The following is a 25062-nucleotide window of genomic DNA, read 5'->3' as shown; positions in this document are numbered from 1 at the left end:
CTTCACCTCGGCTGGTCGAGCGGCTGCATGAGCATGTCCTCGATGCGCTCCCTGGTCACCCGTTCGGCGCGGGAGGCGTGCTGGGTCAGGTAGAGGGCGTTGAGCAGCTGGTCGGTGGCGATCACCTCGCCGGGCTGGCGGTTGAGGAACCGGCGGACGATGTCCTGCTCCTCCTCCCCCGCCGCCGCGTCGGCCCCGAGGTGGGCCTCGATCATGGCGCCGAGCTGCTCCTCGCCGGGCGCTTCGAGCTCCAGGCGGATGCAGCGGCGCAACAGGGCGGCGGGGAAGTCCCGTTCGCCGTTCGAGGTGAGGACGATGAAGGGGAAGGTGGTGCAGCGGATCCGGCCGCCGTACACCGGCACCTTGCGGCCGTCGTCGCTGAGCACCTCGACGACCGGTTCGCGGTCGGCGAGCCGCTCCAGCTCGGGGATGGCGAACTCGCCCTCCTCCAGGGCGTTGAGGAGGTCGTTGGGCAGGTCGAGGTCGCTCTTGTCGAGCTCGTCGATGAGCAGCACGCGGGGCTGTTCGGAGGGGAGCAGCGCGGTGCCGAGGGGGCCGAGCCGGATGTACGAGCCGATGCCGGCCGGGGCCGCCGCGGTGGAGCCGGGCGATCCCGTCTGCGCGCGCTCCAGCTGGACGTCCTGGAGGCGTCCGATGGCGTCGTACCGGTACAGGCCGTCCTGGAGGGTCGTCCGGCTGACGATGGGCCAGCGCAGCACGCGGCCGAGGCGCAGCTCGTGGGCGACGGCGTGGGCGAGGGTGGACTTCCCGGTGCCGGGGTTGCCCGTGACGAGGAGCGGCCGCCGCAGATAGAGGGCGGCGTTGACGGCGTCGGTCTCGGCCGGCCGCGGGTGGTGGTTCTGGACGAGCCGGCGCCGGACGCCGAGGCGGCGGTCGGAGCCGGCGAGGGTGTCGTCGGCGGCGCCGGCCGAGAAGTCGCGCCAGGGCGGCGGGGCGGGCAGGCGCCGAATCTCGTCGTGCGGAAGACCGGCACCACGGTAGATCCGCCAATCGTTCACGATGGACTCCTCCTGGCTGTGGTGTCGATGCCGGGCCTGTCGACCGTACTGCCCGGCGGTGGAGCCTGCCTGCACACGATCCGGCCCCTTCGCCCGGCGCCCCGGACCCCCGTCATTCGTCCTCCGGTCCGAGCAGCGGCGGGACTTCGAGGCGGCCGCCGTGGGGCGGCCGGTCGGGCGGGTCGTAGAGGACCGCGAGGGACTCCGCCCAGGCGAGCGCGGCCCGGTCGGGCGCGCGCGTGCGCAGCGAGCGGACGGGGCCGCGCAGCCCTTGCGCGGTGGCGGCCTTGGCGAGCAGCCTGCGGGTCCGCTCGTGGAACTCCTCGCAGTCGGCGTGGTCGTGGGCGCCGGTGCGCCAGAGGGCGAGCGGGTGCCCGGCGGTGAGCGCCGCGTTCATCGCCATCAGGCCCTCGCCCGTGCCGACCGGGCCGCAGAAGACGGGAACGGTGCCGCCGCCGGCCTCGCGGAGCCGGTCGTACGTCTCCGCCCAGGTCTCGCGGCGCACGCGCGCGGTGTGGGCGTCCCGGCCGGCGCCGGGGACCTCGGCGCGCAGCGGGGCGGCGCGGAGTGGCCCGCGCTCGGCCGCCTCCCAGCGGTCGCGCCACTCGGGGGCCGGTTCCCGGTCGTGCCGGCGGGCGTCGCGGATGACGACGATCCTGCGCTGGCCGAGCGTGGCGGACCAGGCGTCCTCGGGCTCCTGGGACGGTTCGAGCCGCCAGGTGTCGAGGGGTTCGTCGAAGAGCTCGCGCGGCAGGACCGCCTCGACGGCGGCGAGATGGGCTCCGCTGTCGCCGCGCCGCAGGGCGTCCGCGAGGGGTTCGCGGAGGGTCTCCCTGAGCCGGGCGCGCTCGACGCCCCGGTCGTCGCAGTGGAGCGGGCTGACGGTGTGCCCGTCGAGCAGGAGCTTGACCCGCCAGGGGTAGCGGCGGTCGTAGCGCGGTGTGTCGATCTCCAGGAGGACGTCGGCACGCGCGCGTGGTTCGCGTACGGAGAGGGGCGCCGGCCTGCCGGGCGTGACGAGCCGGTCGATCTCGCGCCGGAGGTGCCGGTCGGCGTCGCCGGACTCGTCGACGATCCAGCGGGTGAGCTCCTGGGTGCGGGCGCGCTCGCCGTACCGGCCGGCGAGGTGGCGGACGACGTGGGCCGCGTACAGGAGCACGGCGTCGAGGTCGAGGTCGCGGGCCTCGCCGCGGCGCGGGGCGCGCAGCCCGCGCAGGAGGCCCGCGCCCTCGCTCCAGGTGCGCGGGTCGTCCTCCAGGGCGTCCGGGAGGCCGTCGTCCCTGATCCAGGCCTTGACCTGGTCGATGAGGTTCATGATCTCCCCGGGCGCGGTGGGCGCGGGGAGTTCGGCGAAGTGGCCGTAGAGCTGGGTGCGCAGGCCGGGGCCCGTGCCGTGGACGCCGGGTAAGAGGAGCTGGGCGCGGGTCCAGTCGGGGCGGTCGTCGAGGGAGCGGTAGCGGGCGAGGTGGTAGCGGTCGTGGGCGCGCAGGGCCTCCCCCATGGCGGCGCCGCCGGGCAGGTCGTGGAGCCGGCGCAGGGCGGTGACGGGCACGACGGCGCCGCCGTCCCGGCCGCGTCCCTTGTTGAGGCCGACGACGGCGCCCTGGGCGTGGTCGACGACGGGGCCGCCCGAGCAGCCCTCGACGGGCATGACGCCGTCGGTGACGAGGGCCTGTCCGTCGCTGCCGTTGAGGGTGCCGTGGACGTGCCGGATGCCGAGCTCGCCGGTCTCGCGGGACCAGCCGTGCAGGCTGACCGTCGCGGGCCAGACCGCCGGGCGCTCGCTGAGGCGGACGCAGTGCGCCTTCTGCGTACCGGCGACGCGGACGAGGGCGATGTCGGGGAAGGCCCACCGCTGCGGCGGGTCCTCGGGGCGGTCGGGGCGCGGCAGGGCGAGCACGACCTCACCGGTGGTCTCCCGGGTGGTCTTGCCGTCCTCCCAGACGACGCCGACGACCGGCTCGCTCCTCCACACCGCGCTTCCCCCCTCGGCCACGACATGGGCGCAGGTCAGCACCCAGCCGGGGGCGATGAAGAAGCCGGTGCCCCAGTACCGGTCGCCTAGCGGGTCATACCCGCGCCCCGGGGCCGCGATGCGTACGAGTGCGGGGCGCACGAGAGCGTCGAAGGCGCTCATACGGGCTCATCGGCCGCCGGGCGCCCCTCGGGGGCTGTCTCGGGGGCTGTCGCCGGGGTTCTCCCGGGGGCGGCGGGTCCCGGTTCCGTCCAGGTCAGGGAGACGTTCACGGACGCCTTGCCGGCGCCGTCGGCGAGGACGCCGACGACCTTGCCGGACTGCGCGGACAGTTCGATCCCGAAACTGACGGCGACCTCGACCGGCGCCTGCGGGTCGAGCCCGGCGCGCAGCGAGCCGACCACGCCGCGCACGACGTCCGTGAGTCCCCCGGCCATGGAGACGACCCTGTCCTTGACGCCGGTGTCCTGGAACCCGCCGCCCGTGTCGAGCTCCTGCGCCTCGCTGATCCGCGCCCACACGGGCGTGCCGTCGTCCAGCCGAATTCGAGCGATCCCGTGTGCCACAGCGGCCCCCCGCTCCACGAAACGATGATGGAGAAGGCTAATCGGTGGGACTGACAGAGGACAGAGCGCCGACCGGGGGACGGGAACGGCGGCCCCTGGTCACGACCTATCCTGATCGCATGTACTTCACCGACCGTGGCATCGAGGAACTGGAGAAGCGGCGCGGCGAGGAGGAGGTCACCTTCGAGTGGCTCGCCGAGCAGCTGCGGACCTTCGTCGACCTCAACCCCGACTTCGAGGTGCCCGTCGAGCGCCTCGCGACCTGGCTGGCCCGCCTGGACGACGACGAGGACGACGACGAGTGACGACGAGCGGGGAGCACCGGCCGGCGCTCCCCCGGCCGGCCGGTTCCCCGTGAGCCGGTCGGTTCGCCCTCAGCCGGTCAGTTCTCCCTGAGCCGGTCAGTTCTCCCTGAGCCGGTCGTAGGCGAGTCCGAGCGCGCCGTGCGCGACGAGCAGCGCCCCCGCCGTCGCCCAGCCGCCGCTGCGCCGACCGATGCCCCAGATCAGCAGCGGCAGGCCCGCCGCGAGCTGCGCCCCGCCCAGGACACGGGCCTTGGGGCCGCGCAGGTACGGGCCGAGGGGCCCCTCTTCCACCATGTCGAGCTCCGCCCGGACGGCATCGCGCCAGCCGGGCCATTCGAGCTGCTCGGCGCCCTGCGAGAGGGCGACGGAGCGGAGCCGGTCGGCGCTGTCGCCGGGGACGAGTCCGGTCGGCAGGTCGAGGCCGATGCGGCCGAGGATCGCGACGACTCCGAGGAGCCGGGTGTGGGCGTCGGCGTCCGGGTCGGGCTTCGTGAGCGGTTCGAGGGCCTGGATGTCGAGGACCGGGTCGAGGGCGAGCCGGGCGGCGAAGGTGCGCATGGCCTCGTCCTCGCCGACGGGCGTACCGTCGGCGAGCCAGGTGTAGCCGACGGTGCGGCGGAAGCCCGCGGCGAGCGTGATGCCGGCCCGGTCGCGGTCCCACCAGAGCGCGAGGACGGGCCAGGTCGCGGCGGAGACGGCGAGGGCGGTGGACCAGCCGGTGACGACCTGTTCGACGGGCTCGCCGCCGTGCAGCCAGGGCTTCCCCTCCGGTACGAGCACGCTCCAGTCGTCGCCCGCCGGGGCCAGGAGCAGGCGCTCCCTCAGGAGTTGGGCCGGCGGCCTGACGGTCGAAGGATCGGCGCGGCAGAGCAGCAGCGCGCCCGAGGTGCTCGTTCCGGATGTCGCGTTCATGGCCCCCACGCTAGCCAATTTGTCCGTGTACGGCCTCGATTGCCCTCCGCGTATCAGGGATGAGTCAGGGTTGACTTCGCCACACCGCGATATATCGTGTTTTCGAGAGTCGCGATATGTTGCGTTGCCGATACGGGAGGTCAGCACCATGGAAGAGTGGTCCGTCACCGAGCCGACGAAACTGGCGCCGGCCGAGCCCGTGACGCGCCTGCGGGTCCGGATCGTCAACGGCACGGTGAACGTGGTGGGCACGGACGAGAGTTCCGCCCGCGTGGAGATCTCCGAGATCGAGGGACCGCCGCTGATCGTGACGCGGGACGGCTCGACGCTGACCGTGACGTACGAGGACCTCCAGTGGAAGAACGTCCTCCAGTGGCTGGACCGCAAGGGCCACCGGCGCCGCGCCGTCGTCTCCGTCGCCGTCCCCGCGGGCGCCGACGTCGAGGTGGGCGCGGTCGGCGCGGAGACGGTCGTCTCCGGCATCAGAGGGCGTACGGAGGTGCGCGGCGTCACGGGCGACACGACGCTCCTCGGGCTCTCCGGACCGGTCCGCGCCGAGAGCGTCTCGGGGAACCTGGAGGCGCAGTCGGTGACGGGCGCGCTGAAGATCTCGTCCGTGACCGGCTCCGTGACGGTGATCGAGGGCGCGAGCGCCTCGGTGAAGGCCGAGACGGTCAGCGGGGACATGGTCATCGACCTCGACCAGGCGGCCGGCACCGACGGCCCGCCGGCCGACATCCGGCTCACCAGCGTCTCCGGCGAGGTGGCGGTCCGGCTGCCGCACCCGGCCGACGCGCGCGTCGAGGCGAGCACCACGAGCGGTTCCGTGACGAACGGGTTCGAGGACCTGCGGGTGGCCGGGCAGTGGGGCACCAAGTCCATCACCGGCACCCTCGGTTCGGGCCGGGGGACGCTGAAGGCGACCACGGTCTCGGGCTCCCTGACGCTGCTCCGCCGCCCCGAGCGGGCGGAGGACGCCACGGCCACCGAGTCCGCCCCCGCGGGCTCCCCCACGACCGGAAAGGTGCTCTGACATGCCGCCCGTCTTCGCCCACGGCCGCCTCCGCCTCTACCTGCTCAAGCTGCTCGACGAGGCCCCCCGCCACGGCTACGAGGTGATCCGCCTCCTGGAGGAGCGCTTCCAGGGGCTCTACGCACCGTCGGCCGGCACGGTCTACCCGAGACTGGCCAAGCTGGAGGCCGAGGGGCTCGTCACGCACGCCAGCGAGGGCGGCCGGAAGGTCTACTCGATCACGGACGCGGGCCGCGCCGAGCTCGCCGGCCGGGGTGCCGAACTGACCGACCTGGAGCGGGAGATCCGGGAGTCGGTCTCGGAACTGGCGGCGGAGATCCGCGACGACGTGCGGGGCGCGGCGGGCCGGGTGCGCAGCGAGATGCGCGCGGCGGCGGGCCGGACGCGGACGACGGAGGGCTCGTCGTTCGCCGAGGCGAAGGAGGAGCTGCGCCGGGCCAAGGCGGAGTGGAAGGAGCAGGCCCGCCAGGCCAAGGCGGAGGCCCAGTCGGCCCGCCACCAGGCGAAGGAGTTCCAGCGGATCGCCCAGCAGGTCCAGGAGGAGGTCCAGGACCGCTTCGGCCGCGGCGACTGGCCCAAGGGCGTCTGGGAGGGTCTCTCGGGCATCACGGCCCAGCTGGGAGGTCTGGTCGCGGCCTCGACCCACCCGAAGGCGTCGGAGGCCTCCGCCAAGGCCGCCGGGGCCCCCGCGGCCCCGTCGAGCTCCGAGGCCCCGGAGGCCCCCGAGGTCGACGAGACCTCCGAGGCACCCGAAGCACCCGAAGCACCCGAGTGGGCCGCCGACGCCACCCCCACGGGGCACCCGGCCCGCGACCTGGACCGGCTGCTCGACCGCTTCCGTGACGAGATCCGCGACGCGGCCCGCGACCACGGCGTGACGGACACCCAACTGACCGAAGCCCGCCGCCATCTGTCGACGGCGGCGGCCCGGATCACGGAGGTGCTGAACCCGCTGCGGAAGCACTGAGCGGCGAGGCCCGGCCACGGGCCGGGCCGTGGCCGAGCCGTGGCCGAGCCGTCAGCCCCGGGTGACCGTGACCGTGACCTTCGCGCGCGGGGGTGCGACGACCCAGGCCCTGCCCTTGTCCTTGCGGAGCACCACGCCGCCCCGGGCGGTGACCCGCCAGTCGCCGGGCGGCACGGACAGCTCGGTGAGGCGGGAGCCGCGGGGGCCGGAGGCCTCGTAGGCGAGACGGTAGACGCCGGTCCCGGGGTCGTACGTGGTGGAGCGGACCGTGCCGGCGACGGCCTCCGCGTACGGCTCGGCGGTGAGCTCCTTGTTCGGCCGGAAGGCGCCCGCGCCGTCCACCGCGCAGTAGCCGCCGCCGTAGCACCACTCCCAGCCAGCGAAGCCGGAGCTGTAGCGGCCGAGGGAGGCCATGGCCTCGCGGTAGAAGCGGTTCATGTTCGGCTGCGCGTTGTTGAGCGGTCCCCACTCGCCGACGAGCACCGGCACCTTGTACTCCTTCGGGTACAGGGTGACGGCCGCCTCGTAGTTCTCGATCCACCGGGCGGCCGGGTCGTAGTCGCCGCCCGCCTCCATGACGCCGTTGTAGAAGTGCGGGGCGTAGACGACCTTCGGGTCGTCGACGCGGCCGAGCCCGGTGGGCACCCCCTCGCCCACGATCGGGGTCGGCTCGACGAAGAGCCAGTTGTCGTCGTCGACCGAACGGATCGCGTCCGCGATCCGGTTGTACATCGGGGTGATCTGCTCCCGCTCGATGCGCCGCGCGCCCGTCGCGAGGTCCTCGCCCTCCCGCAGCTCGCCCATCGGCTCGTTGATCAGGTCGTAGCCGAAGACGGCCGGGTGGTCCTCGAAGCGCTCGGCGAGGACCTTCCACATGCGGGCCTGGGCCCGCTGGAGGTCCTCGTCCTCGTAGAGGTGGGTGAAGGCGCGCTGCACGGCCGGTTCGAAGTACTCGGAGAACCAGTCCTCCGGGTGGGCGGTGAAGGGCAGTCCGTCGGTCCTGGTCGCCCAGGCGGGGATGCCCCGGTGGTCGAACGCGGGCCCGAAGACGTCCTGGTGGGCGTCGAGGACGACCTTGACGTCGTACCGCTGGGCCCAGTCGAGGACCCGCTCGATCTTGCGGAGGTACGCCTCGCTGTACCGGCCGGGGCTCGGCTCCAGGTCGTCCCAGAAGACCAGCACCCGGGCGAGGTTGAAGCCCTTGGCGCGCATGTCGCGGAAGTGCTTCTCGGTGATGCCCGAGAGGGCCTGGTCGCCGGTGTGGGCCTTGTCGCCGACGTTCCAGCCGCGCAGCGTGAGCACGCGCCCGCGGTCGTCGGTGAGGGCCGGGATGCCGCTCGCCCCGGCGGCCTCCGCGTGCGCGGCCGTCGGGGCGAGCAGCGCGGCCACGACGGCGGCCGCGGCGAGAGTGGTGCGCAACAAGGGGACCTCCAGCACGGGAAGAGACAGGAGAAGAGATGAACGATGTTCACCTTTCGCGTGCCGGAGATCCCATCAGCGCTACCCGTGAGTTATCAAGAGGTCGTCAGCACGATCTTTCCGAAGAGTTCGCCGGCGGCCAGCTTCTCGAAGCCCTCCCGCGCCCGGTCGAGCGGCAGGACGTCGTCGATGACCGGCCGGACACCCGTCGCCGCGCAGAACGACAGCAGGTCCTCCAGCTCGTCCTTGGAGCCCATCGTCGAGCCCACGACCTTGAGTTCGAGGAAGAAGATCCTGGTGAGCTCGGCGTGCGCCGGCCGGTCCCCGCTCGTGGCGCCGGAGATGACCAGCGTGCCGCCCGGCCGCAGCGACTTCACCGAGTGCGACCAGGTCGCCGCGCCGACGGTCTCGATGACCGCGTCCACCCGCTGCGGCAGCCGCGCCCCGGGCTCGTACGCCTCGACGGCACCGAGTTCGACGGCCCGCTTCCGCTTGGCCTCGTCCCGGCTGGTGGCGAAGACCCGCAGGCCGGCCGCCTTGCCGAGGGCGATCGCGGCGGTGGCCACGCCGCCGCCCGCGCCCTGGACGAGCACCGAGTCCCCGGGCCGTACCCCGGCGTTGGTGAAGAGCATGCGGTAGGCGGTGAGCCAGGCGGTCGGCAGGCAGGCGGCCTCCTCGAAGGAGAGCCCCTTCGGCTTGGGCAGCACGTTCCAGCGGGGCACGGTCACCCGCTCGGCGAAGGTGCCCTGGTACCGCTCGGTGAGGATGGAGCGCGGCTCGTCCGGGCCGACTCCGTGGCCGGTCTGGCCGATGACGGAGTGGAGGACGACCTCGTTGCCGTCCTCGTCGATGCCCGCGGCATCGCAGCCGAGGATCATCGGCAGCTTCTCCTCGGGCAGTCCGACCCCGCGCAGCGACCACAGGTCGTGGTGGTTGAGCGAGGCGGCCTTGACGGTGACGGTGGTCCAGCCGGGACGGACCTCGGGCTCGGGGCGTTCGCCCAATTCGAGCCCGTTCAGGGGCTGGTCGCGGTCGATTCGGGCAGCGTAGGCAGCGAACATGGCCTCGACCCTAGGGTCCGCCGGGTCCGTGACGGAACAACGGACCCGTGTGACACACCCCCCAGTGACAGAGCACGGGAAAGGGCCCCGCCCCGCGGAACGCGGAACAGGGCCCTTGAGCACTCACGTACGAGCGTACGAGCCGCACTGGCCGTACGAGCCGCACAAGCCCGCACGAGCCGCACCAGCCCGCGCGAGCCGTACGAACTAGCGGCGCGCGACGCCCTCCGCACGGGCGGCGGCGGCCACGGCGGCCGCGACGGCCGGGGCGACCCGCTCGTCGAACGGCGACGGGATGACGCAGTCGGCGGAGAGCTGGTCACCGACGACGTCCGCGATGGCGTTCGCGGCGGCGATCTTCATGCCCTCGGTGATCCGGGAGGCCCGGACCTGGAGCGCGCCGGCGAAGATGCCGGGGAACGCGAGGACGTTGTTGATCTGGTTCGGGTAGTCCGAGCGCCCGGTCGCCACGACGGCCGCGTACTTGTGCGCGATGTCGGGGTGGACCTCGGGGTTCGGGTTGGCCATGGCGAACACGAAGGCGTTCGGGGCCATGGAGGCGACGGCCTCCTCGGGGACCGTACCGCCGGAGACGCCGATGAAGACGTCCGCGCCGGCCAGGGCGCTCTCCAGGGAGCCGCTCAGGCCTGCCTTGTTGGTGAGGTCGGCGATCTCGCGCTTGACGTCCGTCAGGTCCTCGCGGTCCCGGCTGACGATGCCCTTGCGGTCGGCGACGGCGACGTCGCCGAGGCCGGCCTCCAGGAGGAACTTCGCGATGGCCACACCGGCCGCGCCCGCGCCGGAGATGACACCGCGCAGCTCGCCGAGGGTCCGGCCGGTCAGCTTCGCCGCGTTCCGCAGGGCGGCGAGGGTGACGATCGCCGTGCCGTGCTGGTCGTCGTGGAAGACCGGGATGTCGAGGCGCTCCTGGAGCCTGCGCTCGATCTCGAAGCACCGCGGCGCCGAGATGTCCTCCAGGTTGACCCCGCCGAAGGAGGGGGCGAGCCGGACGACGGTCTCGATGATCTCGTCGGTGTCGGTGGTGGCGAGGGCGATCGGGACCGCGTCCACGCCGCCGAAGTTCTTGAAGAGGATGGCCTTCCCCTCCATGACCGGGAGGGAGGCCTCCGGGCCGATGTCGCCGAGTCCGAGCACGGCCGTCCCGTCGGTCACGACCGCGACGACGTTCGACTTCCAGGTGTAGTCGTTGACCAGCTCGGGCTGCTCGGCGATCGCGGTGCACACCTTGGCGACGCCGGGCGTGTACGCGAGGGACAGGTCGTCCTTGTCCCGGACGGGCACGGTGGCCTGCACGGCCATCTTGCCGCCCCGGTGGAGGGCGAAGACAGGATCGAAGGGCTCGCCGGGAGCCCCTTCCGTACCACTGTCATTGCGAGGATTGACGATCTCCGCTGCCATTGGGTTGACCCCTTAGGTCTGTTTCATTTGAGGGTGGCCACTCCTGGTTAAGGAGGGGTGGGGAGGCACCGCGGCCGCCTTGTCGGGCAGCCGCTCGGGCACGCCGCACAACGCGCCCTGAGCCCCGGATGAGGGGTGTAAGGATCCTTCTTACCGGACGGACGGCACCGCAGACGAGTCCATAACCGCTCGGTGACGCGACTCATACCCAGCGCGTCCGGACACGGACGGAGACGGACACGTCACCCGATGTCCCGAAAGAGTCCGACCGCGTCCGAATGGCCGCGTTCGGCTCGTCCGAATGGCGAGACTCGCCGAAGATCTTCCGGCTTTCGCGAGGCGATCCCGAAGAAGATCCGGCCCTGATGTACCGGGCTGTCGCGTTTCGGCGGTCACCCGTTACCCGATTTTGACATCCGAGGCCGTCGGTTTGATGCGGTCCGAATGGCAAGATGCCGTAATCACACGAGGTCGCGACACTCGAAGACGCGTCCGCGACCACTGGCAGCTCCCCCTCACACGCCGGAGGAACCCCACCATGACCGCACGCTCCACGCGCTGTACGACCGCCAAGACCCGCACCTCCCGTCTTGCCGCGGTCGCCGCCATCGCGGTCGCCGGCTCCATGCTGCTGACCGCCTGTGGCGACCAGACCGAGGGTGGAAGCACCCCCGCCCCGTCGAAGTCCGGTGACACGGCCTCCACCAACGCCGCCCCGCTCTTCTCGAAGCTCCCGGCCGACATCCAGAAGGCCGGCAAGATCACGGTCGGTACGGACGCCTCGTACGCCCCCATGGAGTTCACCGAGGGCGGCAAGATCGTCGGCGTCGACCCCGACATCGCCCAGGCCCTGAGCAAGCAGCTCGGCGTCGAGTTCGAGTTCGTCTCCGGCACCTTCGACGGCCTGATCACCTCGATCTACACCGGCCGCCAGGACCTGATCATGTCCTCGATGACGGACAACAAGAAGCGTCAGGAGGGCCTGGACGACAACGGGAAGAAGATCGGCAAGGGCATCGACTTCGTCGACTACTTCAGCTCCGGCGTCTCCCTCCTGGTCAAGAAGGGCAACCCGCAGGGCGTCAACTCCCTCGACGACCTCTGCGGCAAGACCGTCGCCGTCCAGCGCGGCACGATCTACGAGGACACCTTCAAGGCCCAGGCCACGAAGTGCGGCGACAAGAAGCTCACGATCCAGGCCTTCGACTCCGACGCCGAGGCCCAGACCCGCGTCAAGGCCGGCGGCGCCGTGGCCGACCTGAACGACTACCCGGTGGCCGCGTACATCGCGAAGACCTCCGGCGGCGGCAACGACTTCGAGGTCGTCGGCAGCCAGAGCGACGTCGGCCTCTTCGGCATCGGCGTCTCGAAGGAGAACACCCAGCTCCGCGACGCCGTCAAGGAAGCCCTCGACGCGATCATCAAGGACGGCACCTACGCCGAGGCCCTGAAGAAGTGGGACGTCGAGGACAGCGCGGTCAAGTCGGCCACGATCAACGCCGGTAAGTGACCCCTCCTCGCATCACCGAGTACCACTGAAGGGCAGTCGTCATGACTGACAAGCTCAGCAAGGACCCGGCCGCCTCACCGGCCGGGCCCGCCCCCTCGGGCACCCCTTACGAGGCGATCAAGGCCATCCCCGTACGCCACTACGGCCGCTGGATCAGCGCCGTCGTGGTCGTGGCCCTGCTCGGCTGGCTCGTCTACGCCTTCTCCCAGGGCAACATCATCTGGGACACGGTCTGGGACAAGCTGTTCGACCCGTCGATCCTCAGCGGTCTGTGGAACACGATCGTCATCAGCGTCGCGGCCATGGCGCTCGGCCTCGTGCTGGGCATCCTCTTCGCCGTCATGCGGCTCTCGAAGAACCCGGTCACGGGCGCCGTCGCCTGGCTCTACATCTGGTTCTTCCGCGGCACGCCGGTCTACGTCCAGCTGCTCGTCTGGTTCAACCTGTCGCTGATCTTCCAGTACATCGACCTCGGGCCGATCTACAAGAACGAGACCGTGGACGTCATGACGCCGTTCATGGTGGCCTTCCTCGGCCTCGGCCTCAACGAGGGCGCGTACATGGCGGAGATCGTCCGCGCCGGCATCCAGTCGGTCGACGAGGGCCAGACCGAGGCCGCGCACGCGCTGGGCATGTCCCAGACGAAGACGATGGGCCGCGTCGTGCTCCCGCAGGCGATGCGCGTGATCGTGCCGCCGACGGGCAACGAGTTCATCAACATGCTCAAGACCTCCTCGCTGGTCTCGGCCGTGCAGTACACCGAGCTCCTGAGGTCCGCCTCGAACATCGGCAACACGGCCGGCGCCGTGATGGAGATGCTCTTCGTCGCCTCCTTCTGGTACCTCGCGCTGACCAGCGTCTTCAGCGTCGGCCAGTACTACCTGGAGCGCCGTTACGCCCGCGGTTCGATCCGTACCCTGCCCCCCACACCGTGGCAGCGGGTCAAGGCGAACATCACCACGTTCAAGCGCTCTCCGGAGGGATCGGCATGACCGGCCAGCCCATGGTCAAGGCGGAGGGCGTCCACAAGTCGTACGGCGCGGCCCACATCCTCCGCGGCATCGACCTCGAAGTCCGCAACGGAGAGGTCTTCTGCCTGGTCGGCCCGTCCGGCTCCGGCAAGTCGACCTTCCTGCGCTGCATCAACCACCTGGAGCGCATCGACGGCGGCCGGCTCTCGGTCGACGGCCAGCTGGTCGGCTACCGCCAGAAGGGCGACAAGCTGTACGAGCTGAAGGACAGCGAGGTCGCGGTCCAGCGCCGTGACATCGGCATGGTCTTCCAGCGCTTCAACCTCTTCCCCCACATGACGGCCCTGGCCAACGTGATGGAGGCGCCCGTCCAGGTGAAGGGCGAGTCCAAGTCGGTGGCGCGCGAGCGCGCCGAGCGGCTGCTCGACCGGGTCGGCCTGCGGGACAAGATGGGCAACTACCCGTCGCAGCTCTCCGGCGGCCAGCAGCAGCGCGTGGCGATCGCCCGCGCGCTGGCGATGGAGCCGAAGCTGATGCTCTTCGACGAGCCGACCTCGGCGCTCGACCCGGAGCTCGTGGGTGACGTCCTCGACGTCATGCGGGACCTGGCCGAGTCGGGCATGACGATGATCGTCGTCACGCACGAGATGGGCTTCGCCCGGGAGGTCGGCGACTCGCTGGTCTTCATGGACGGCGGCGTGGTGGTCGAGTCGGGCAACCCGCGGGACGTCCTGACGAACCCGCAGCACGACCGGACGAAGGCGTTCCTGTCGAAGGTGCTGTAGGCACGGACAACGAGGAAGGGGCGGTACGGGCGAAGGCCCCGTACCGCCCCTTCCTCGTGCCCCGGCTACTTCACGGCGAGGAGGAGGGTGTCCGAGGGCGAGGCCCAGACGACCCTGGCCTCGCCGAAGCCGGCGGCGCGGAGGGTGTCGGCGTGCCAGCGCGGTGCGGGCATGTCGCCGTCGGCGTGCTCGCCGTAGATCTCGAAGCGGCGGGCGGTGGGCTCGGCGAGGACCGGGTCCTTCGCGGCCTCGGCCCACCACTCGGCCCAGTCGAGGGCCCCGCCGGCCTTGGCGCGGTCCATGACGGCGTGCCGCTGGGCGCGCTCGGCGGCGTTGATGCGGGGGGTGGCGGGGTCGATCATGTGGTCGGCGTTCATGAGGACACCGTCGGCGCGGACGAGTCCGGCGAGCTGCCCGTAGAGGGTGGCGAGGGGCTCGCTGTGCAGCCAGTGGAGGGCGGTGGCGGTGAGGACGGCGTCGTACGTGTCGTACGGCAGCGCCTCGGTCCAGGCGGGGTCCTTGAGGTCGGCGTCGACGAAGGTGACGCGCGGGTCCCCCGCGAAATGGCCGCGGGCGATCGCGAGCAGCGCCGGATCGAGATCGACGCCGACGCTGGTCGCCTCGGGGAACCTCTGGAGGAGGCGATCCGTGATACTTCCCGTACCGCAGGCGAGGTCGAGGACGCGGGGCTTCGGCCCGACGAGCGCCTCGACCATGTCGAGCATGACGCGGAACCGCTCCTCGCGGTCCGGCATGTACCACTCCTGCTGGCGGTCCCAGCTCCGCTGCCAGTCCGCCCAGTAGGTCTCGGTCATGACCGCACCCTCCCTGCGTCGTAATACCCTCGAAGGGGAAACAGCCGTTACCCCCTTTCGCCCGTGACCCTAGCCCGCCGGAGTAAGGACTACAAGTGGAACTGGCCTATTACTCGGACTATGCCGTGCGTCTGGTCAACACCGAGGAGCCGGCCCGCAACAAGGACGCCCTGACCTCCGTCGAGGTGCTCAGGGAGCTCTTCGGCCCGGCCACCCAGATGGCCCGGAGGGCGACCGACTCCGACGTGACACGCTTCCGTTCGGTACGGGCACGGCTGCGGGCGGTGTTCACGGCGGCGGACGAGGGCGACCACACGGGAGCCGTCGACCTCCTCAACTCCCTGCTCCTGGAGTTCCCCGTCAGCCCGCAGATCTCGGGCCACGACTACCTCGACGAGGACGGCCGCCCGCGGTGGCACATGCACCTCGCCGACCACCCCTCGAACGCGACCGCGGGATACGCGGCCATCGCGGCGATGGGCCTCGCCTTCCACCTGACGGAGTTCGGCGCGGACCGGCTCGGCCTCTGCCAGGCGCCGCCCTGCCGCAACGCCTACCTGGACACGTCCACGAACCGCTCGCGCCGCTACTGCTCCGACCGCTGCGCGACCCGTGCCAACGTGGCCGCCTACCGGGCCCGCAAGCGCCTGGAGGCGGAACGCCCCGACCGCGACACCGACCCTGCCGACCGCGCCGACCAGACGGGCCTGACCGCCGAGAACAGCCAGGAGAGCACCACCCCGGCCGACCGCTGACGCCCCGGCGTCACCGGCCGGTACCGGACCAGCACCCGCCCGAGAACCAGCTCGGGCGGTACGGCCCCGAAGACGCGGCTGTCCCCCTCGGCGCCCGGGTTGTCCCCCAGCACCCACCACCCGCCCTCCCTGCGCTCCACCAGCCGCTTCACGATCAGCAGATCCTGCTGAAGCGGATGCCGCAGCACGACGACCCGGCCGGGCGACAGCCTCCCCCGGTAGCGCACGAGCAGCCGGTCGCCGTGGAGCAGCGTGGGCACCATCGACACCCCCGTCACCTCGGCGATCCCGAACGGCGCCCCCTCGCCCACGATCCGCTCGTCCCGCACTTCCCTCACCACAGCCACATGCCCCTCACGCACACGCACATCGACGCGTCGACTCGTCCACTCGTCCACGAGTCCCCCGCCAACCCTGGACTTTTGACCTAAGCCCATGGGGGCGCTCGCGAAAACGCCCTTCTCACCGAGTAATCTCCCACTTGAGAAGACGATCACGAGGAAGGACGGCTCAATGCTCTCCCGCCTGTTTGCCCCCAAGGTGAAGGTCAGCGCCCACTGCGACCTCCCCTGCGGCGTGTACGACCCCGCCCAGGCCCGCATCGAGGCCGAGTCGGTCAAGGCTGTCCAGGAGAAGTACCTGGCCAACGAGGACGCGCACTTCCGTGCCCGCGCCACGGTCATCAAGGAGCAGCGCGCGGAGCTCGCGAAGCACCACGTCTCGGTGCTCTGGAGCGACTACTTCAAGCCCCCGCACTTCGAGAAGTACCCCGAGCTCCACGTTCTGATCAACGACACCCTGAAGGCCCTCTCGGCCGCCAAGGCGTCGACCGACCCGAAGACGGGCGAGAAGGCGCTGGAGCTCATCGCCGAGATCGACCGCATCTTCTGGGAGACCAAGAAGGCCTGACCTTCGGTCCCGCCCGAGACCGCACCCGGTCCGCAGGACGCCGTACGACACATGTCGGCGCCCCCGCGGTCCGGGTGCGGTCTTTTGCGTTCTAGTTCTCCACGCGGAGGGAGTAGCGGCGCTTCTCCTTCGAGGTGGCGCCCAGGCGGTCGTAGAAGCGGATGGCGCCTTCGTTCCAGGTGGGGGTCTGCCACTGGATCTCGGTGAGGCCCAGGGCGCGGGCCTCGGACGTGAGGGCGGCCATCAGGAGGGGGCCCAGGCCGTGGCCCCGGGAGGCCTCCGTCAGGTAGAGGCAGTCCATGTGGAGGTACTCGGTGCCGTCCCACGTGGAGATCTCGGAGGAGCAGGTGGCGTAGCCCGCGATCGTGCCGTCGGGGAGGGTGGCCACGAGGCAGCGGAGGCGGGGGCGGGACGGGGTGAAGAGGAGGGCGGTCAGGCGGGACGCCAGGTCCGGGGGCGGGGGCGGGGCCTTCTCGTACTCCGCGTGTTCCGCGATGAGTTCGACGACCCGGGGCAGGTCCTCGGGCCGCGCGGGTCGTACCTCGTGTGCGTTCATGGGGTCATGATGACGGCGGCCACCCCGCTGAGGTGCCGCCGTTCCGGGAGGTCAGGTCGTCTGGAGGAGGCGGCGGGCGAAGTCCGCGCCGGGTGGGAGCTGGCGGCGGACCCGGTCGAGCGCCCCCTCGAAGTCGCCGCCGGCGACGCACGATTCGTAGGCCGCGCCCCCGTGGTGGAGCGTCAGGCTGAGGTCCGACCGGTCCCCCAGCGTCAGCAGGCAGGCCAGCGTGGCCTGTTGGCTCTCGCCGTCCAGGACGACGGGGAGGGGCAGGTCCCATTCCAGTACGCAGCCGGTGAGGGCCTGCCCGCCCTCGCCCTCCGCCCGAAGCGTGGCGAAGCCCTCGCCCCTGTACTCGATCCCCCTGATCCGGGTGGCGACGCGCCGCCCGTCAATCGTGATGACGATCGCTTCCGCGCCGCTGCGGTCCCGGTACCAACCGGTCCAGACTTCTGTCGACTCCGATGACATGCGCGGACTGTAGCGGCATGACCGGCTTCGGCGCGCGGCCGGTCACCCGGTGGTCGGACTTCTCCCGATCTCGCCGTTCTTGCCGGTCATCTGCGTGCTAGTGCCGTCCCGGCCCGACTCGTGGAGGGGGCATTCCGGGTTGCGGCAGGGCTGCACCTCCCACTCCGGCACCCAGGCCCCGAGGACCTTGTGCCGGGTGGCAAGCACGGCGAGCAGTCGGCCGCAGGCCGGGCAGTGGCGCTCGGTCAGCGGGTCACGTGTCGTGCGGGACGCCTCGTCACCCATGTCTCCAGGGTAGGACGGAGCGCGCGTCACCGCTTCCGCGTGTACGTACGGACGAGGACGCCGTTGTCGAAGGCGCGGACCGCGCCGAGCGCGAAGTCCCGGGGCTCGAAGCCGGCGCCGAACATCGGCATGCCGGAGCCGAAGACCTGCGGGTACGTCTTGATGACCAGCTCGTCGACCTCCTCGACGAGCTCGCCCGCGATCGTGGAGCCGCCGCACAGCCAGATGCCGAGCGGGCCGTCCTCGGCCTTGAGTTCGCGGACGCGGCCGACGAGGTCGTCGGCGATCAGCTCGACGTTCGGGTCGGGTGCCTCGGTCAGCGAGCGGGTGGCCACGTACTCGCGCAGATGCGCGTACGGGCTGGTCACACCGGCGTCCAGGCCGATCCGGTAGCTGCCGAGGCCCTGGATCACCGTGTCGTAGTGGCGGCTCTCGGTGCCGGGCTCGATGCCGAGGACGGGCCATCCGGGGGCGGCGATCGTCTCGGGGTACTCGGTCTTCAGGTATTCCAGGTACTCGCCCATGACGTAGGCGTACGTGGAGGTGGCGTCACCCTTGGGGTCTCCGATGAAGCCGTCGATGGAGCAGGCGACGAAGTAGGTGAGCTTGCGCAAACCGGTCCTCTTGTTTCCTCGGGGGCATGATCGTGGCCGTAACCACGACAGTTATAGTGCTTCACCTGTAGTGGTTACGCAAGAGGAATCTACGGAGGCATGCGCGTGGCTCGGAATCCCGGACGTCGTACGGCCCTGCTCGACGCCGCCATCGAGGTGCTGGCGGACGAAGGCGCCCGAGGGCTCACCTTCCGCGCCGTCGACGGCCGGGCGGGCGTCCCCACGGGCACCGCGTCCAACTACTTCAGCGACCGCGATCGGCTCCTCTCCGAGGTCGCCGACCGGATCTTCGTCCGGCTGGCCCCGGAGCCGGGGGCCGTCGACACCGCCATGGCCCCCGAGCCCAGCCGCGCGCTCCTCGTCGAGCTCATGCGGTGGCTGGCCCGGCGCATGGCCGCCGAGCGCACCTGCTACCTCGGCCTCTTCGAACTGCGGCTGGAGGCCGCCCGCCGCCCGGAACTCCGGAAGCGGTTCACCGAGGTACTCAGGGACGACCTCGCACTGAACATCCGGCTGCACACCGACGCCGGGATGCCCGGGGACGGGGACACCGTCCGGGTGCTCTACTTCGCCCTCACCGGGCTCCTGCTCGACCACTTCACCGTGCCGGGACTGCACGGCGAGCGGGATCTCGACGACCTCGTGGAGATGGCGGTCGAGCGGATCGCCCCCGAGAAGTGACCCGCCGAGAGGTGACCCGCCGGGCGGGTCATCGGGTGCGTCGCGTGACGAACTCCGCCAGGGACAGCAGGTCGCCCGCCGCCGCCAGGTCCGGCACGGCCCCCGCCAGGTGCTCCACGGCGCGGCCCATGCGCTCGGCCGCCTGGGCCTGCGCCCAGTCCCGGCCGCCGGCCCGCTCGACCGCGTCCGCAGCCGCCCGTACCGCCGCCGCGTCGAGGGTCGGGAGGGCGTACAGCTCGGCCAGCTCCTCGCCCGCCGCCGTCCCCGAGGCGAGCGCGGCGACCACGGGAAGCGACTTCTTGTGGGCGACCAGGTCGGCGCCGGCCGGCTTGCCCGTACGGTCCGGGTCGCCCCAGATGCCGATGAGGTCGTCGATCAGCTGGAAGGCGAGGCCCGCCTCCCGGCCGAAGGCGTCCATCGAGGCGACCTCCTCCTCCCCCGCGCCCGCGTAGAGCGCGCCGATGGCGCAGGAGGCGCCGAGGAGGGCGCCGGTCTTGGCGGTGGCCATGGCCACGCACTCGTCGAGCGAGATGTCCCGCGGCCCGCGCTGCTCGAAGGCGCAGTCGGCGGCCTGGCCCGCGCAGAGCTCGATGACGCAGGCGGCGAGGCGCGCGGCGGCGGCGGTCGACGCCGGGTGCGGGTCCTCGGCGAGCAGCCGCAGCGCGAGCGCGTTCATGGCGTCGCCGGCGATGAGGGCGTCCGGGATGCCGAAGACGGTCCAGGCGGTGGGGCGGTGGCGCCGGGTCGGGTCCTTGTCGACGATGTCGTCGTGGAGCAGGGTGAAGTTGTGGGCGAGCTCGACGGCCGCCGCCGCCTTCACGGCCGGGGCCTCCTCGGCGCCGAGCGCGCGGGTCGCCGCGAGGACGAGGGCCGGGCGGATCGCCTTGCCGGCCGGTCCGGCGGCCGGGGAGCCGTCCGCGTCCTCCCAGCCGAAGTGGTACATCGCCACCCGCCGCATGGAGCCCGCCGGCAGGGACTCGACGGTGGAGCGGAGTTGGGGGTCGACGGCGGTCCGTGTGCGGTCCAGGAGCCTCGCGGCCCCGTGGCCTTCGGTCGTCGCGTCCGCGCTGGTCATCGTCACGGGCTCTTCCTTCGTGTCCTTCACGCTGGTGCGAGGGTGCGGGAAACGCCCGGGGCGGGGAGGGTACGGTCCCCCCGCCCCGGGCCGTCGGCCACTCAGCGCCAGCGGCTGACCTCGACGTTCTCCAGGACGCCGAGGGCGTCCGGGACGAGGACGGCGGCGGAGTAGTAGGCGGTGACGAGGTAGGAGATGATCGCCTGCTCGTCGATGCCCATGAAGCGGACGGAGAGGCTGGGCTCGATCTCGTCGGGCAGGCCGGTCTGGTGCAGACCGATCACGCCCTGGTCGGCCTCGCCCGTACGCATGCAGATGATCGAGGTGGTCCGGGCGTCGGAGACCGGGATCTTGTTGCAGGGGAAGATCGGGACACCGCGCCAGGTCGGGATGCGGTTGCCGTTCATGTCGATCGTCTCGGGCACCAGGCCGCGCTTGTTGAGCTCGCGGCCGAAGGCGGCGATGGCGCGCGGGTGGGCGAGGAAGAGCTTCGAGCCCCGGCGGCGGGAGAGCAGCTCGTCCATGTCGTCCGGGCTGGGGGCGCCGTCGTGCGGCTGGAGGCGCTGGCCGTAGTCGCAGTTGGCGAGGAGGCCGAACTCCTTGTTGTTGACCAGCTCGTACTCCTGGCGCTCACGGAGCGCCTCGACCGTGAGCCGCAACTGCTGCTCGGTCTGGTTCATCGGCTGGTTGTAGAGGTCGGCGACGCGGCTGTGGACCTTCAGGACGGTCTGGGCGACGCTGAGTTCGTACTCGCGGGGCTTGGCGTCGTAGTCCACGTACGTGTGCGGGACGACGGCCTCGCCGACGTGGCCGGCGGAGAGGTCGATGGCGGCCTCGCCGTAGCTGTTGGTCCGCTGGTCGGGCAGGGCGGCGGCGGCCGCGAGCTGGGCCGCGAGCGAGACGGCGCGGTCGGCGAGGTTGCGCACGTCGGCGCGGGTGAGCTCCAGGACCGTACAGGCGGTGGCCGCGCGGGCGGTCCACTCCCAGACGGCGGCGTCGTCGACGAGCGCGGACTCGCCGAGGTAGGCGCCGTCGGCGAGGACGCCGAGGACGGCCTCGTCCCCGTAGGGACCCTCGCCGATCTGCTCGATGCGGCCGTGGGCGAGGAGGACCACGCGGTCGTTCTCCGCGCCGCGGGTGGCGATGACCTCGCCCGCCGCGTACTCCCGCTGGGTGCAGCGGGACGCGAGCTCGGTCAGGGCCTCCTCGTCCTCGTATCCGCGCAGGGCGGGGAGTTCGCCGAGCTCGGCGGGGATGACCGCGACACGCTGCCCCGTCTGGACGAAGGTGACCCGGCCGTCGCCCACGGAGTAGCTGAGCCGGCGGTTCACCCGGTACGTACCACCCTGCACCTGCACCCACGGCATCATCCGCAGCAGCCACCGGGAGGTGATCTCCTGCATCTGGGGGGCGGACTTGGTGGTCGTGGCGAGGTTCCGCGCGGCGGCGGTACCGAGACTCTGCTGCGGTGCCTGGTCCACGCGGACCTCGTCGCCAACCGAACCAACGGACATGGAACTCCCTCTCGTATGACTGAGTGTCGGGAGAAGCCTTCCAGCACGGACTGTGCGTGCGCCATTACACAAACGGGTGGGACTGTTCGACGATCTTCGGGGCAAGTCGCGTGATTTCCCCTCCGAACAGCGGCGCCACACGGGTCCCGCGGGCCCCTGTCCGGATCGGATCGCACACCGTCCGAACGGATGGTCGCGGAGCGGCGCGCTCCGGTACTCCGGAGGAAACCCCGTTCTCCGGAAGGAGTCGTCCATGGCCTCCCCCATGTCCGCGAACAGGTTCCTCCACGCGCTGCGCGACGAGGGCCTGACGGTCGTCCAGGTCGGCGACTGGACCACCCACAACCGCAACCACAAGGGCGCCTGGGGCCCGGTGCACGGCGTGATGATCCACCACACCGTCACGCGGGGCACCGAGTCCACCGTCCGTATCTGCAGAGACGGTTACGAGGGGCTCCCGGGGCCGCTCTGCCACGGGGTCGTCGCCAAGGACGGCACGGTCCACCTCGTCGGGTACGGCCGCGCCAACCACGCCGGCCTCGGCGACGACGACGTGCTCCGCGCGGTCGTCGCGGAGCAGGGCCTGCCGCCCGACGACGAGTCCACGACCGACGGCAACCGGCACTTCTACGGCTTCGAGTGCGAGAACCTCGGCGACGGCCTCGACCCCTGGCCCAAGGTCCAGCTGGACGCCATCGCGAAGGCGGCGGCCGCCGTGTGCCGGGTGCACGGCTGGACCCACCGCTCGGTGATCGGCCACCTGGAGTGGCAGCCGGGCAAGGTGGACCCGCGGGGCTTCACGATGGCCTCGATGCGCGAACGGATCGCCGACCGGCTGCGCTGACGCCCCGAGGCCGCCCCGCCGGGGAGCGGCGACGACAATGGCCGGGTGAACGCGTTCGACCTCTCCCGCCTGCGGCCCCGGCTCCCCTCGCCCCTGGAGCCGGTGGAGGACGAGCGCTTCGCCCGGCGCGGTCTCACGCTGCTCCTCAAGCGCGACGACCTGATCCACCCGGACCTGCCGGGCAACAAGTGGCGCAAGCTCGCGCTCAACCTGGCCGCCGCCGACGGCCGGCCCGTGCTGACCTTCGGCGGCGCGTACTCGAACCACCTGCGCGCGACGGCCGCGGCCGGCCGGCTCCTCGGCTTCCCGACGATCGGGATCGTGCGCGGCGACGAGCTGGCGGGGCGACCGCTCAACCCCTCCCTGGCGCGGTGCGCGGCGGACGGCATGCGTCTGGAGTTCGTCGACCGGACCACGTACCGCGCGAAGAACGACCCGGAGACGCTCGCCGCGCTCCTGGAGCGGGCCCCGGAGGGGACGTACGTCGTCCCGGAGGGCGGCAGCAACGCGCGGGCGGTACGCGGGTGCGTGGAGCTCGGCCGCGAGCTCGCCGGGGCCGCGGACGTGGTCGCCGTCGCCTGCGGCACGGGCGGCACCCTCGCGGGCCTCGCGGGCGGGCTCGCCCCCGGGCAGCGGGCGATCGGCGTGCCGGTCCTCAAGGGCGGTTTCCTGGGCGGGGAGGTCCGCGCCCTCCAGGAGGCCGCGTTCGGCGGGCCACGCGGGGAGTGGGCGCTCGACGAGCGCTTCCACTGCGGCGGTTACGCCCGTACGAGCCCGGCCCTCGACGCGTTCGCGCAGGATTTCGAGGCGCGGCACGGACTCGCCATCGAGCGGCTGTATGTGGCCAAAATGCTGTACGGGCTCGTCACCCTCGCCGAGGAGGGCGCGTTCCCGGAGGGCACCCGGCTCGCGGCGGTCGTGACGGGCGCCCCCGAGCCCCCGGGCGCCCCCTAGAGCCTGATCTCCGCCGGGCAGGCCCTAGTCCGCCTCCTCCTCGCGGTACGCGGCCGCCTCCTCCAGGTCGAGGCGGCGGAGCAGCGTCCGCATCATCTCGTCGTCGATCCGGCGGGCGTCCCGCAGCTGGACGAAGACCTCGCGCTCGGCGTCGATCATCTCCCGGGAGAGCCGCCGGTAGGTGTGGTCCACGGTCTCGCCGGTCACCTCGTTGACCGCCCCGAGCCGCTCCCACACGGAGTTCCTGCGCCGCTCCAGGACCGTGCGCAGCCGGTCCGCCAGGGGCTGCGGGAGGGCGTTGCGCCGGTCGGCGAGGAGCTCGTCGAGGCGCTCCTCGGCGGCCCGGGAGGCCTCGCTCTGGGCCTGCGCCTCGGCGAGGGTCTCGGCGTACCGGTCGCGGCCGGGGAGGTTCAGGACGCGGATGAGGGGCGGGAGCGTGAGGCCCTGGACGACCAGGGTGCCGATGACGGTGGTGAAGGTGAGGAAGAGGACGAGGTTGCGCGCCGGGAACTCCACGCCGTCCGTGACGACGGGGATGGAGAAGGCGATGGCGAGGGAGACGACGCCGCGCATGCCGGCCCAGCCGACGATGAGCGGCGCCTTCCAGTCCACCCCCGGCTCGCGTTCCCGGACGCCCGCGGAGAGCCAGCGGGGCAGGAAGGTCGCCGGGTAGACCCAGACGAAGCGGACCACGACCACCGCGACGAAGACCCCGACCGCGTACCAGACGGCCTCCCCCACGCTGTAGCGGCCGAGGCCCTGCACGACGTACGGCAGCTGGAGGCCGATCAGCGCGAAGACGGCGGACTCCAGGATGAAGGCGACCATCTTCCAGACGGCCTCCTCCTGGAGCCGGGTGGCGAAGTCGACCTCCCACGCGCGGTGGCCGAGGAAGAGGCCGACCACGACGACGGCGAGCACGCCGGAGGCGCCGACCTCCTCGGCCGCCGCGTAGGCGATGAAGGGGATGAGGAGGGAGAGGGTGTTCTGGAGGAGCGAGTCGCGCAGACCGCGGCGGAGCAGGTGGATGGGGACCATCAGGACGAGGCCGACGCCGATGCCGCCGAGGGCCGCGAGCGCGAACTCGCCGATGCCGCCGGCCCAGCTGATGCCCTCGCCGACCGCCGCCGCGAGGGCGACCTTGTAGGCGGTGATGGCGGTGGCGTCGTTCACCAGGGACTCACCCTGGAGGATCGTGGTGATCCGGCCCGGCAGCCCGAGCTTGCGGGCGATGGCCGTGGCGGCGACCGCGTCCGGCGGGGCGACGACCGCGCCGAGGACGAGCGCGGCGGTCAGCGGCAGGTCGGGGACGAGCTTGTACGCGAGCCAGCCCACGGCCACGGTGGCGAAGAGGACGTAGCCGACCGAGAGCAGGGCGACGGGCCGGATGTTGGCCCGCAGGTCGAGGTACGAGGACTCGACGGCGGCCGTGTAGAGGAGCGGCGGCAGGATCAGCGGGAGCACGATGTGCGGGTCGAGGGCGTAGTCCGGCACCCCGGGGACGTACGAGGCGACGAGGCCGGCCGCGACCAGGAGCAGGGGCGCGGGCACCGGTGTCCTGCGGGCGAGCCCCGCGATCGCGGCGCTCACCGCCACCAGCCCCACCAGTTGCAGTGCGTCCATGCCCGTCCCCGTCTTCTGCCGCAA

Annotated in this window: 26 protein-coding genes and 1 pseudogene; 11 read left to right on the top strand and 16 right to left on the bottom strand. The window is 72.0% G+C overall.

Translation table 11 applies throughout. The features are described from left to right. Positions 1-2: 2 nt before the first annotated feature. From ACFC0Z_RS12050 to ACFC0Z_RS12040, 3 genes are all read right to left on the bottom strand, one after another. Positions 3-1019, bottom strand: coding sequence for an AAA family ATPase (locus ACFC0Z_RS12050; protein WP_376435660.1), 1017 nt, complete (start codon positions 1017-1019; stop codon positions 3-5). Between the two features lie 112 nt (positions 1020-1131). Then, positions 1132-3156 carry a trypsin-like peptidase domain-containing protein gene (locus ACFC0Z_RS12045; protein ID WP_376435658.1) on the bottom strand — a complete coding sequence of 675 codons (2025 nt, stop codon included), beginning with the start codon at positions 3154-3156 and terminating at the stop codon, positions 1132-1134. Further along, positions 3153-3560 (bottom strand): CU044_2847 family protein, encoded by a 408-nt coding sequence (locus tag ACFC0Z_RS12040; RefSeq protein WP_376435656.1) that lies wholly within the window; start codon positions 3558-3560, stop codon positions 3153-3155. Before ACFC0Z_RS12040 ends, ACFC0Z_RS12045 begins: the two co-directional genes overlap by 4 nt. A gap of 119 nt (positions 3561-3679) precedes the next feature. On the opposite strand from ACFC0Z_RS12040, the gene ACFC0Z_RS12035 reads away from it, so the two are divergent. Then, complete coding sequence (locus tag ACFC0Z_RS12035; RefSeq protein WP_024761804.1) at positions 3680-3865, top strand: DUF6104 family protein; 186 nt, start codon at positions 3680-3682, stop codon at positions 3863-3865. A 96-nt stretch (positions 3866-3961) separates the two neighbouring features. On the opposite strand, the gene ACFC0Z_RS12030 is transcribed toward ACFC0Z_RS12035, so the two are convergent. Next, complete coding sequence (locus ACFC0Z_RS12030) at positions 3962-4777, bottom strand: hypothetical protein (protein WP_376435653.1); 816 nt, start codon at positions 4775-4777, stop codon at positions 3962-3964. Between the two features lie 148 nt (positions 4778-4925). Here ACFC0Z_RS12030 and ACFC0Z_RS12025 point away from each other — a divergent pair, with 148 nt between their 5' ends. Next, positions 4926-5810, top strand: coding sequence for a DUF4097 domain-containing protein (locus ACFC0Z_RS12025; RefSeq protein WP_376435650.1), 885 nt, complete (start codon positions 4926-4928; stop codon positions 5808-5810). Position 5811: 1 nt separating this feature from the next. Next, positions 5812-6777, top strand: a complete 966-nt coding sequence (locus tag ACFC0Z_RS12020; RefSeq protein ID WP_376435648.1) for a helix-turn-helix transcriptional regulator — start codon at positions 5812-5814, stop codon at positions 6775-6777. Positions 6778-6828: 51 nt separating this feature from the next. On the opposite strand, the gene ACFC0Z_RS12015 is transcribed toward ACFC0Z_RS12020, so the two are convergent. The 3 genes from ACFC0Z_RS12015 to ACFC0Z_RS12005 all read right to left on the bottom strand — a co-directional run bounded on the left by ACFC0Z_RS12015 (position 6829) and on the right by ACFC0Z_RS12005 (position 10676). After that, positions 6829-8199, bottom strand: coding sequence for a cellulase family glycosylhydrolase (locus ACFC0Z_RS12015; protein WP_376435646.1), 1371 nt, complete (start codon positions 8197-8199; stop codon positions 6829-6831). A gap of 92 nt (positions 8200-8291) precedes the next feature. Next, a complete protein-coding gene (locus ACFC0Z_RS12010) occupies positions 8292-9257 on the bottom strand; it encodes a zinc-binding dehydrogenase (protein ID WP_376435643.1) in 966 nt (321 codons plus the stop codon). A gap of 207 nt (positions 9258-9464) precedes the next feature. Next, positions 9465-10676, bottom strand: coding sequence for an NADP-dependent malic enzyme (locus ACFC0Z_RS12005; RefSeq protein WP_376435640.1), 1212 nt, complete (start codon positions 10674-10676; stop codon positions 9465-9467). A gap of 538 nt (positions 10677-11214) precedes the next feature. On the opposite strand from ACFC0Z_RS12005, the gene ACFC0Z_RS12000 reads away from it, so the two are divergent. From ACFC0Z_RS12000 to ACFC0Z_RS11990, 3 genes are read left to right on the top strand one after another with little or no spacing between them, the layout of a single operon-like run. Further along, a complete protein-coding gene (locus ACFC0Z_RS12000) occupies positions 11215-12186 on the top strand; it encodes an ABC transporter substrate-binding protein (RefSeq protein ID WP_376435637.1) in 972 nt (323 codons plus the stop codon). Between the two features lie 41 nt (positions 12187-12227). Further along, complete coding sequence (locus tag ACFC0Z_RS11995; RefSeq protein ID WP_376435634.1) at positions 12228-13178, top strand: amino acid ABC transporter permease; 951 nt, start codon at positions 12228-12230, stop codon at positions 13176-13178. Next, on the top strand, positions 13175-13942 hold the full coding sequence (locus ACFC0Z_RS11990; RefSeq protein ID WP_376435632.1) for an amino acid ABC transporter ATP-binding protein: 768 nt from the start codon (positions 13175-13177) through the stop codon (positions 13940-13942). Before ACFC0Z_RS11995 ends, ACFC0Z_RS11990 begins: the two co-directional genes overlap by 4 nt. Positions 13943-14007: 65 nt before the next feature. On the opposite strand, the gene ACFC0Z_RS11985 is transcribed toward ACFC0Z_RS11990, so the two are convergent. Further along, positions 14008-14757: a class I SAM-dependent methyltransferase gene (locus tag ACFC0Z_RS11985; RefSeq protein ID WP_376435630.1), complete on the bottom strand. Its 750-nt coding sequence runs from the start codon at positions 14755-14757 to the stop codon at positions 14008-14010. A gap of 95 nt (positions 14758-14852) precedes the next feature. On the opposite strand from ACFC0Z_RS11985, the gene ACFC0Z_RS11980 reads away from it, so the two are divergent. After that, on the top strand, positions 14853-15512 hold the full coding sequence (locus ACFC0Z_RS11980; protein WP_376435627.1) for a CGNR zinc finger domain-containing protein: 660 nt from the start codon (positions 14853-14855) through the stop codon (positions 15510-15512). A 41-nt stretch (positions 15513-15553) separates the two neighbouring features. On the opposite strand, the pseudogene sodX reads toward ACFC0Z_RS11980, so the two are convergent. Further along, a pseudogene (gene sodX, locus ACFC0Z_RS11975) lies at positions 15554-15949 on the bottom strand (nickel-type superoxide dismutase maturation protease); the annotation flags it as partial. A 76-nt stretch (positions 15950-16025) separates the two neighbouring features. On the opposite strand from sodX, the gene sodN reads away from it, so the two are divergent. Beyond that, complete coding sequence (gene sodN / locus ACFC0Z_RS11970; RefSeq protein ID WP_376435624.1) at positions 16026-16421, top strand: superoxide dismutase, Ni; 396 nt, start codon at positions 16026-16028, stop codon at positions 16419-16421. Between the two features lie 91 nt (positions 16422-16512). Here the strand turns inward: sodN and ACFC0Z_RS11965 are convergent, their stop codons facing one another. From ACFC0Z_RS11965 to ACFC0Z_RS11950, 4 genes are read right to left on the bottom strand one after another with little or no spacing between them, the layout of a single operon-like run. Continuing rightward, positions 16513-16977, bottom strand: coding sequence for a GNAT family N-acetyltransferase (locus ACFC0Z_RS11965; RefSeq protein ID WP_376435622.1), 465 nt, complete (start codon positions 16975-16977; stop codon positions 16513-16515). A 51-nt stretch (positions 16978-17028) separates the two neighbouring features. Further along, complete coding sequence (locus tag ACFC0Z_RS11960) at positions 17029-17448, bottom strand: DUF6304 family protein (RefSeq protein WP_376435620.1); 420 nt, start codon at positions 17446-17448, stop codon at positions 17029-17031. 42 nt (positions 17449-17490) lie between these two features. Next, positions 17491-17733, bottom strand: a complete 243-nt coding sequence (locus ACFC0Z_RS11955) for a hypothetical protein (RefSeq protein ID WP_376435617.1) — start codon at positions 17731-17733, stop codon at positions 17491-17493. A gap of 26 nt (positions 17734-17759) precedes the next feature. Next, positions 17760-18347, bottom strand: coding sequence for a dihydrofolate reductase family protein (locus ACFC0Z_RS11950; protein WP_376435614.1), 588 nt, complete (start codon positions 18345-18347; stop codon positions 17760-17762). Between the two features lie 105 nt (positions 18348-18452). Here ACFC0Z_RS11950 and ACFC0Z_RS11945 point away from each other — a divergent pair, with 105 nt between their 5' ends. Next, positions 18453-19028, top strand: coding sequence for a TetR/AcrR family transcriptional regulator (locus tag ACFC0Z_RS11945; protein ID WP_376435612.1), 576 nt, complete (start codon positions 18453-18455; stop codon positions 19026-19028). 28 nt (positions 19029-19056) lie between these two features. Here the strand turns inward: ACFC0Z_RS11945 and ACFC0Z_RS11940 are convergent, their stop codons facing one another. Together ACFC0Z_RS11940 and ACFC0Z_RS11935 are read right to left on the bottom strand one after the other, a co-directional pair. Next, on the bottom strand, positions 19057-20103 hold the full coding sequence (locus ACFC0Z_RS11940; RefSeq protein ID WP_376436661.1) for a family 2 encapsulin nanocompartment cargo protein polyprenyl transferase: 1047 nt from the start codon (positions 20101-20103) through the stop codon (positions 19057-19059). 101 nt (positions 20104-20204) lie between these two features. Then, positions 20205-21617 carry a family 2B encapsulin nanocompartment shell protein gene (locus tag ACFC0Z_RS11935; protein WP_376435609.1) on the bottom strand — a complete coding sequence of 471 codons (1413 nt, stop codon included), beginning with the start codon at positions 21615-21617 and terminating at the stop codon, positions 20205-20207. A 253-nt stretch (positions 21618-21870) separates the two neighbouring features. Between ACFC0Z_RS11935 and ACFC0Z_RS11930 the strand changes: the two genes are divergently transcribed. Both ACFC0Z_RS11930 and ACFC0Z_RS11925 read left to right on the top strand, forming a co-directional pair. Then, a complete protein-coding gene (locus ACFC0Z_RS11930; protein ID WP_376435606.1) occupies positions 21871-22461 on the top strand; it encodes an N-acetylmuramoyl-L-alanine amidase in 591 nt (196 codons plus the stop codon). Between the two features lie 45 nt (positions 22462-22506). Then, the gene (locus ACFC0Z_RS11925) at positions 22507-23415 is read left to right on the top strand and encodes a 1-aminocyclopropane-1-carboxylate deaminase/D-cysteine desulfhydrase (RefSeq protein WP_376435602.1); all 909 of its coding nucleotides are present in this window, start codon (positions 22507-22509) and stop codon (positions 23413-23415) included. 24 nt (positions 23416-23439) lie between these two features. Here the strand turns inward: ACFC0Z_RS11925 and ACFC0Z_RS11920 are convergent, their stop codons facing one another. Next, entirely contained in the window at positions 23440-25038 is a 1599-nt protein-coding gene (locus ACFC0Z_RS11920) for a Na+/H+ antiporter (RefSeq protein ID WP_376435599.1), read from the bottom strand. Positions 25039-25062 lie beyond the last annotated feature (24 nt).

Origin of the sequence: Streptomyces sp. NPDC056144, from assembly GCF_042264145.1 — a bacterium.
Lineage (GTDB): Bacteria > Actinomycetota > Actinomycetes > Streptomycetales > Streptomycetaceae > Streptomyces.
Note: the sequence above shows the minus strand (reverse complement) of the source record. Positions and strands in the feature narration are given on the sequence as shown.

Bases quoted from the DNA above. Each gene is read 5' to 3' on its own strand.
- ACFC0Z_RS11965 (WP_376435622.1), bottom strand. From the start codon at position 16,977: ATGAACGCACACGAGGTACGACCCGCGCGGCCCGAGGACCTGCCCCGG.
- ACFC0Z_RS12045 (WP_376435658.1), bottom strand. From the start codon at position 3,156: ATGAGCGCCTTCGACGCTCTCGTGCGCCCCGCACTCGTACGCATCGCG.
- ACFC0Z_RS12030 (WP_376435653.1), bottom strand. From the start codon at position 4,777: ATGAACGCGACATCCGGAACGAGCACCTCGGGCGCGCTGCTGCTCTGC.
- ACFC0Z_RS11935 (WP_376435609.1), bottom strand. From the start codon at position 21,617: ATGTCCGTTGGTTCGGTTGGCGACGAGGTCCGCGTGGACCAGGCACCG.
- ACFC0Z_RS11985 (WP_376435630.1), bottom strand. From the start codon at position 14,757: ATGACCGAGACCTACTGGGCGGACTGGCAGCGGAGCTGGGACCGCCAG.
- ACFC0Z_RS12010 (WP_376435643.1), bottom strand. From the start codon at position 9,257: ATGTTCGCTGCCTACGCTGCCCGAATCGACCGCGACCAGCCCCTGAAC.
- ACFC0Z_RS11930 (WP_376435606.1), top strand. From the start codon at position 21,871: ATGGCCTCCCCCATGTCCGCGAACAGGTTCCTCCACGCGCTGCGCGAC.
- ACFC0Z_RS11955 (WP_376435617.1), bottom strand. From the start codon at position 17,733: ATGGGTGACGAGGCGTCCCGCACGACACGTGACCCGCTGACCGAGCGC.
- ACFC0Z_RS11990 (WP_376435632.1), top strand. From the start codon at position 13,175: ATGACCGGCCAGCCCATGGTCAAGGCGGAGGGCGTCCACAAGTCGTAC.
- sodN (WP_376435624.1), top strand. From the start codon at position 16,026: ATGCTCTCCCGCCTGTTTGCCCCCAAGGTGAAGGTCAGCGCCCACTGC.
- ACFC0Z_RS11960 (WP_376435620.1), bottom strand. From the start codon at position 17,448: ATGTCATCGGAGTCGACAGAAGTCTGGACCGGTTGGTACCGGGACCGC.
- ACFC0Z_RS12000 (WP_376435637.1), top strand. From the start codon at position 11,215: ATGACCGCACGCTCCACGCGCTGTACGACCGCCAAGACCCGCACCTCC.
- ACFC0Z_RS12025 (WP_376435650.1), top strand. From the start codon at position 4,926: ATGGAAGAGTGGTCCGTCACCGAGCCGACGAAACTGGCGCCGGCCGAG.
- ACFC0Z_RS12020 (WP_376435648.1), top strand. From the start codon at position 5,812: ATGCCGCCCGTCTTCGCCCACGGCCGCCTCCGCCTCTACCTGCTCAAG.
- ACFC0Z_RS12005 (WP_376435640.1), bottom strand. From the start codon at position 10,676: ATGGCAGCGGAGATCGTCAATCCTCGCAATGACAGTGGTACGGAAGGG.
- ACFC0Z_RS11995 (WP_376435634.1), top strand. From the start codon at position 12,228: ATGACTGACAAGCTCAGCAAGGACCCGGCCGCCTCACCGGCCGGGCCC.
- ACFC0Z_RS11940 (WP_376436661.1), bottom strand. From the start codon at position 20,103: ATGACCAGCGCGGACGCGACGACCGAAGGCCACGGGGCCGCGAGGCTC.
- ACFC0Z_RS12035 (WP_024761804.1), top strand. From the start codon at position 3,680: ATGTACTTCACCGACCGTGGCATCGAGGAACTGGAGAAGCGGCGCGGC.
- ACFC0Z_RS11920 (WP_376435599.1), bottom strand. From the start codon at position 25,038: ATGGACGCACTGCAACTGGTGGGGCTGGTGGCGGTGAGCGCCGCGATC.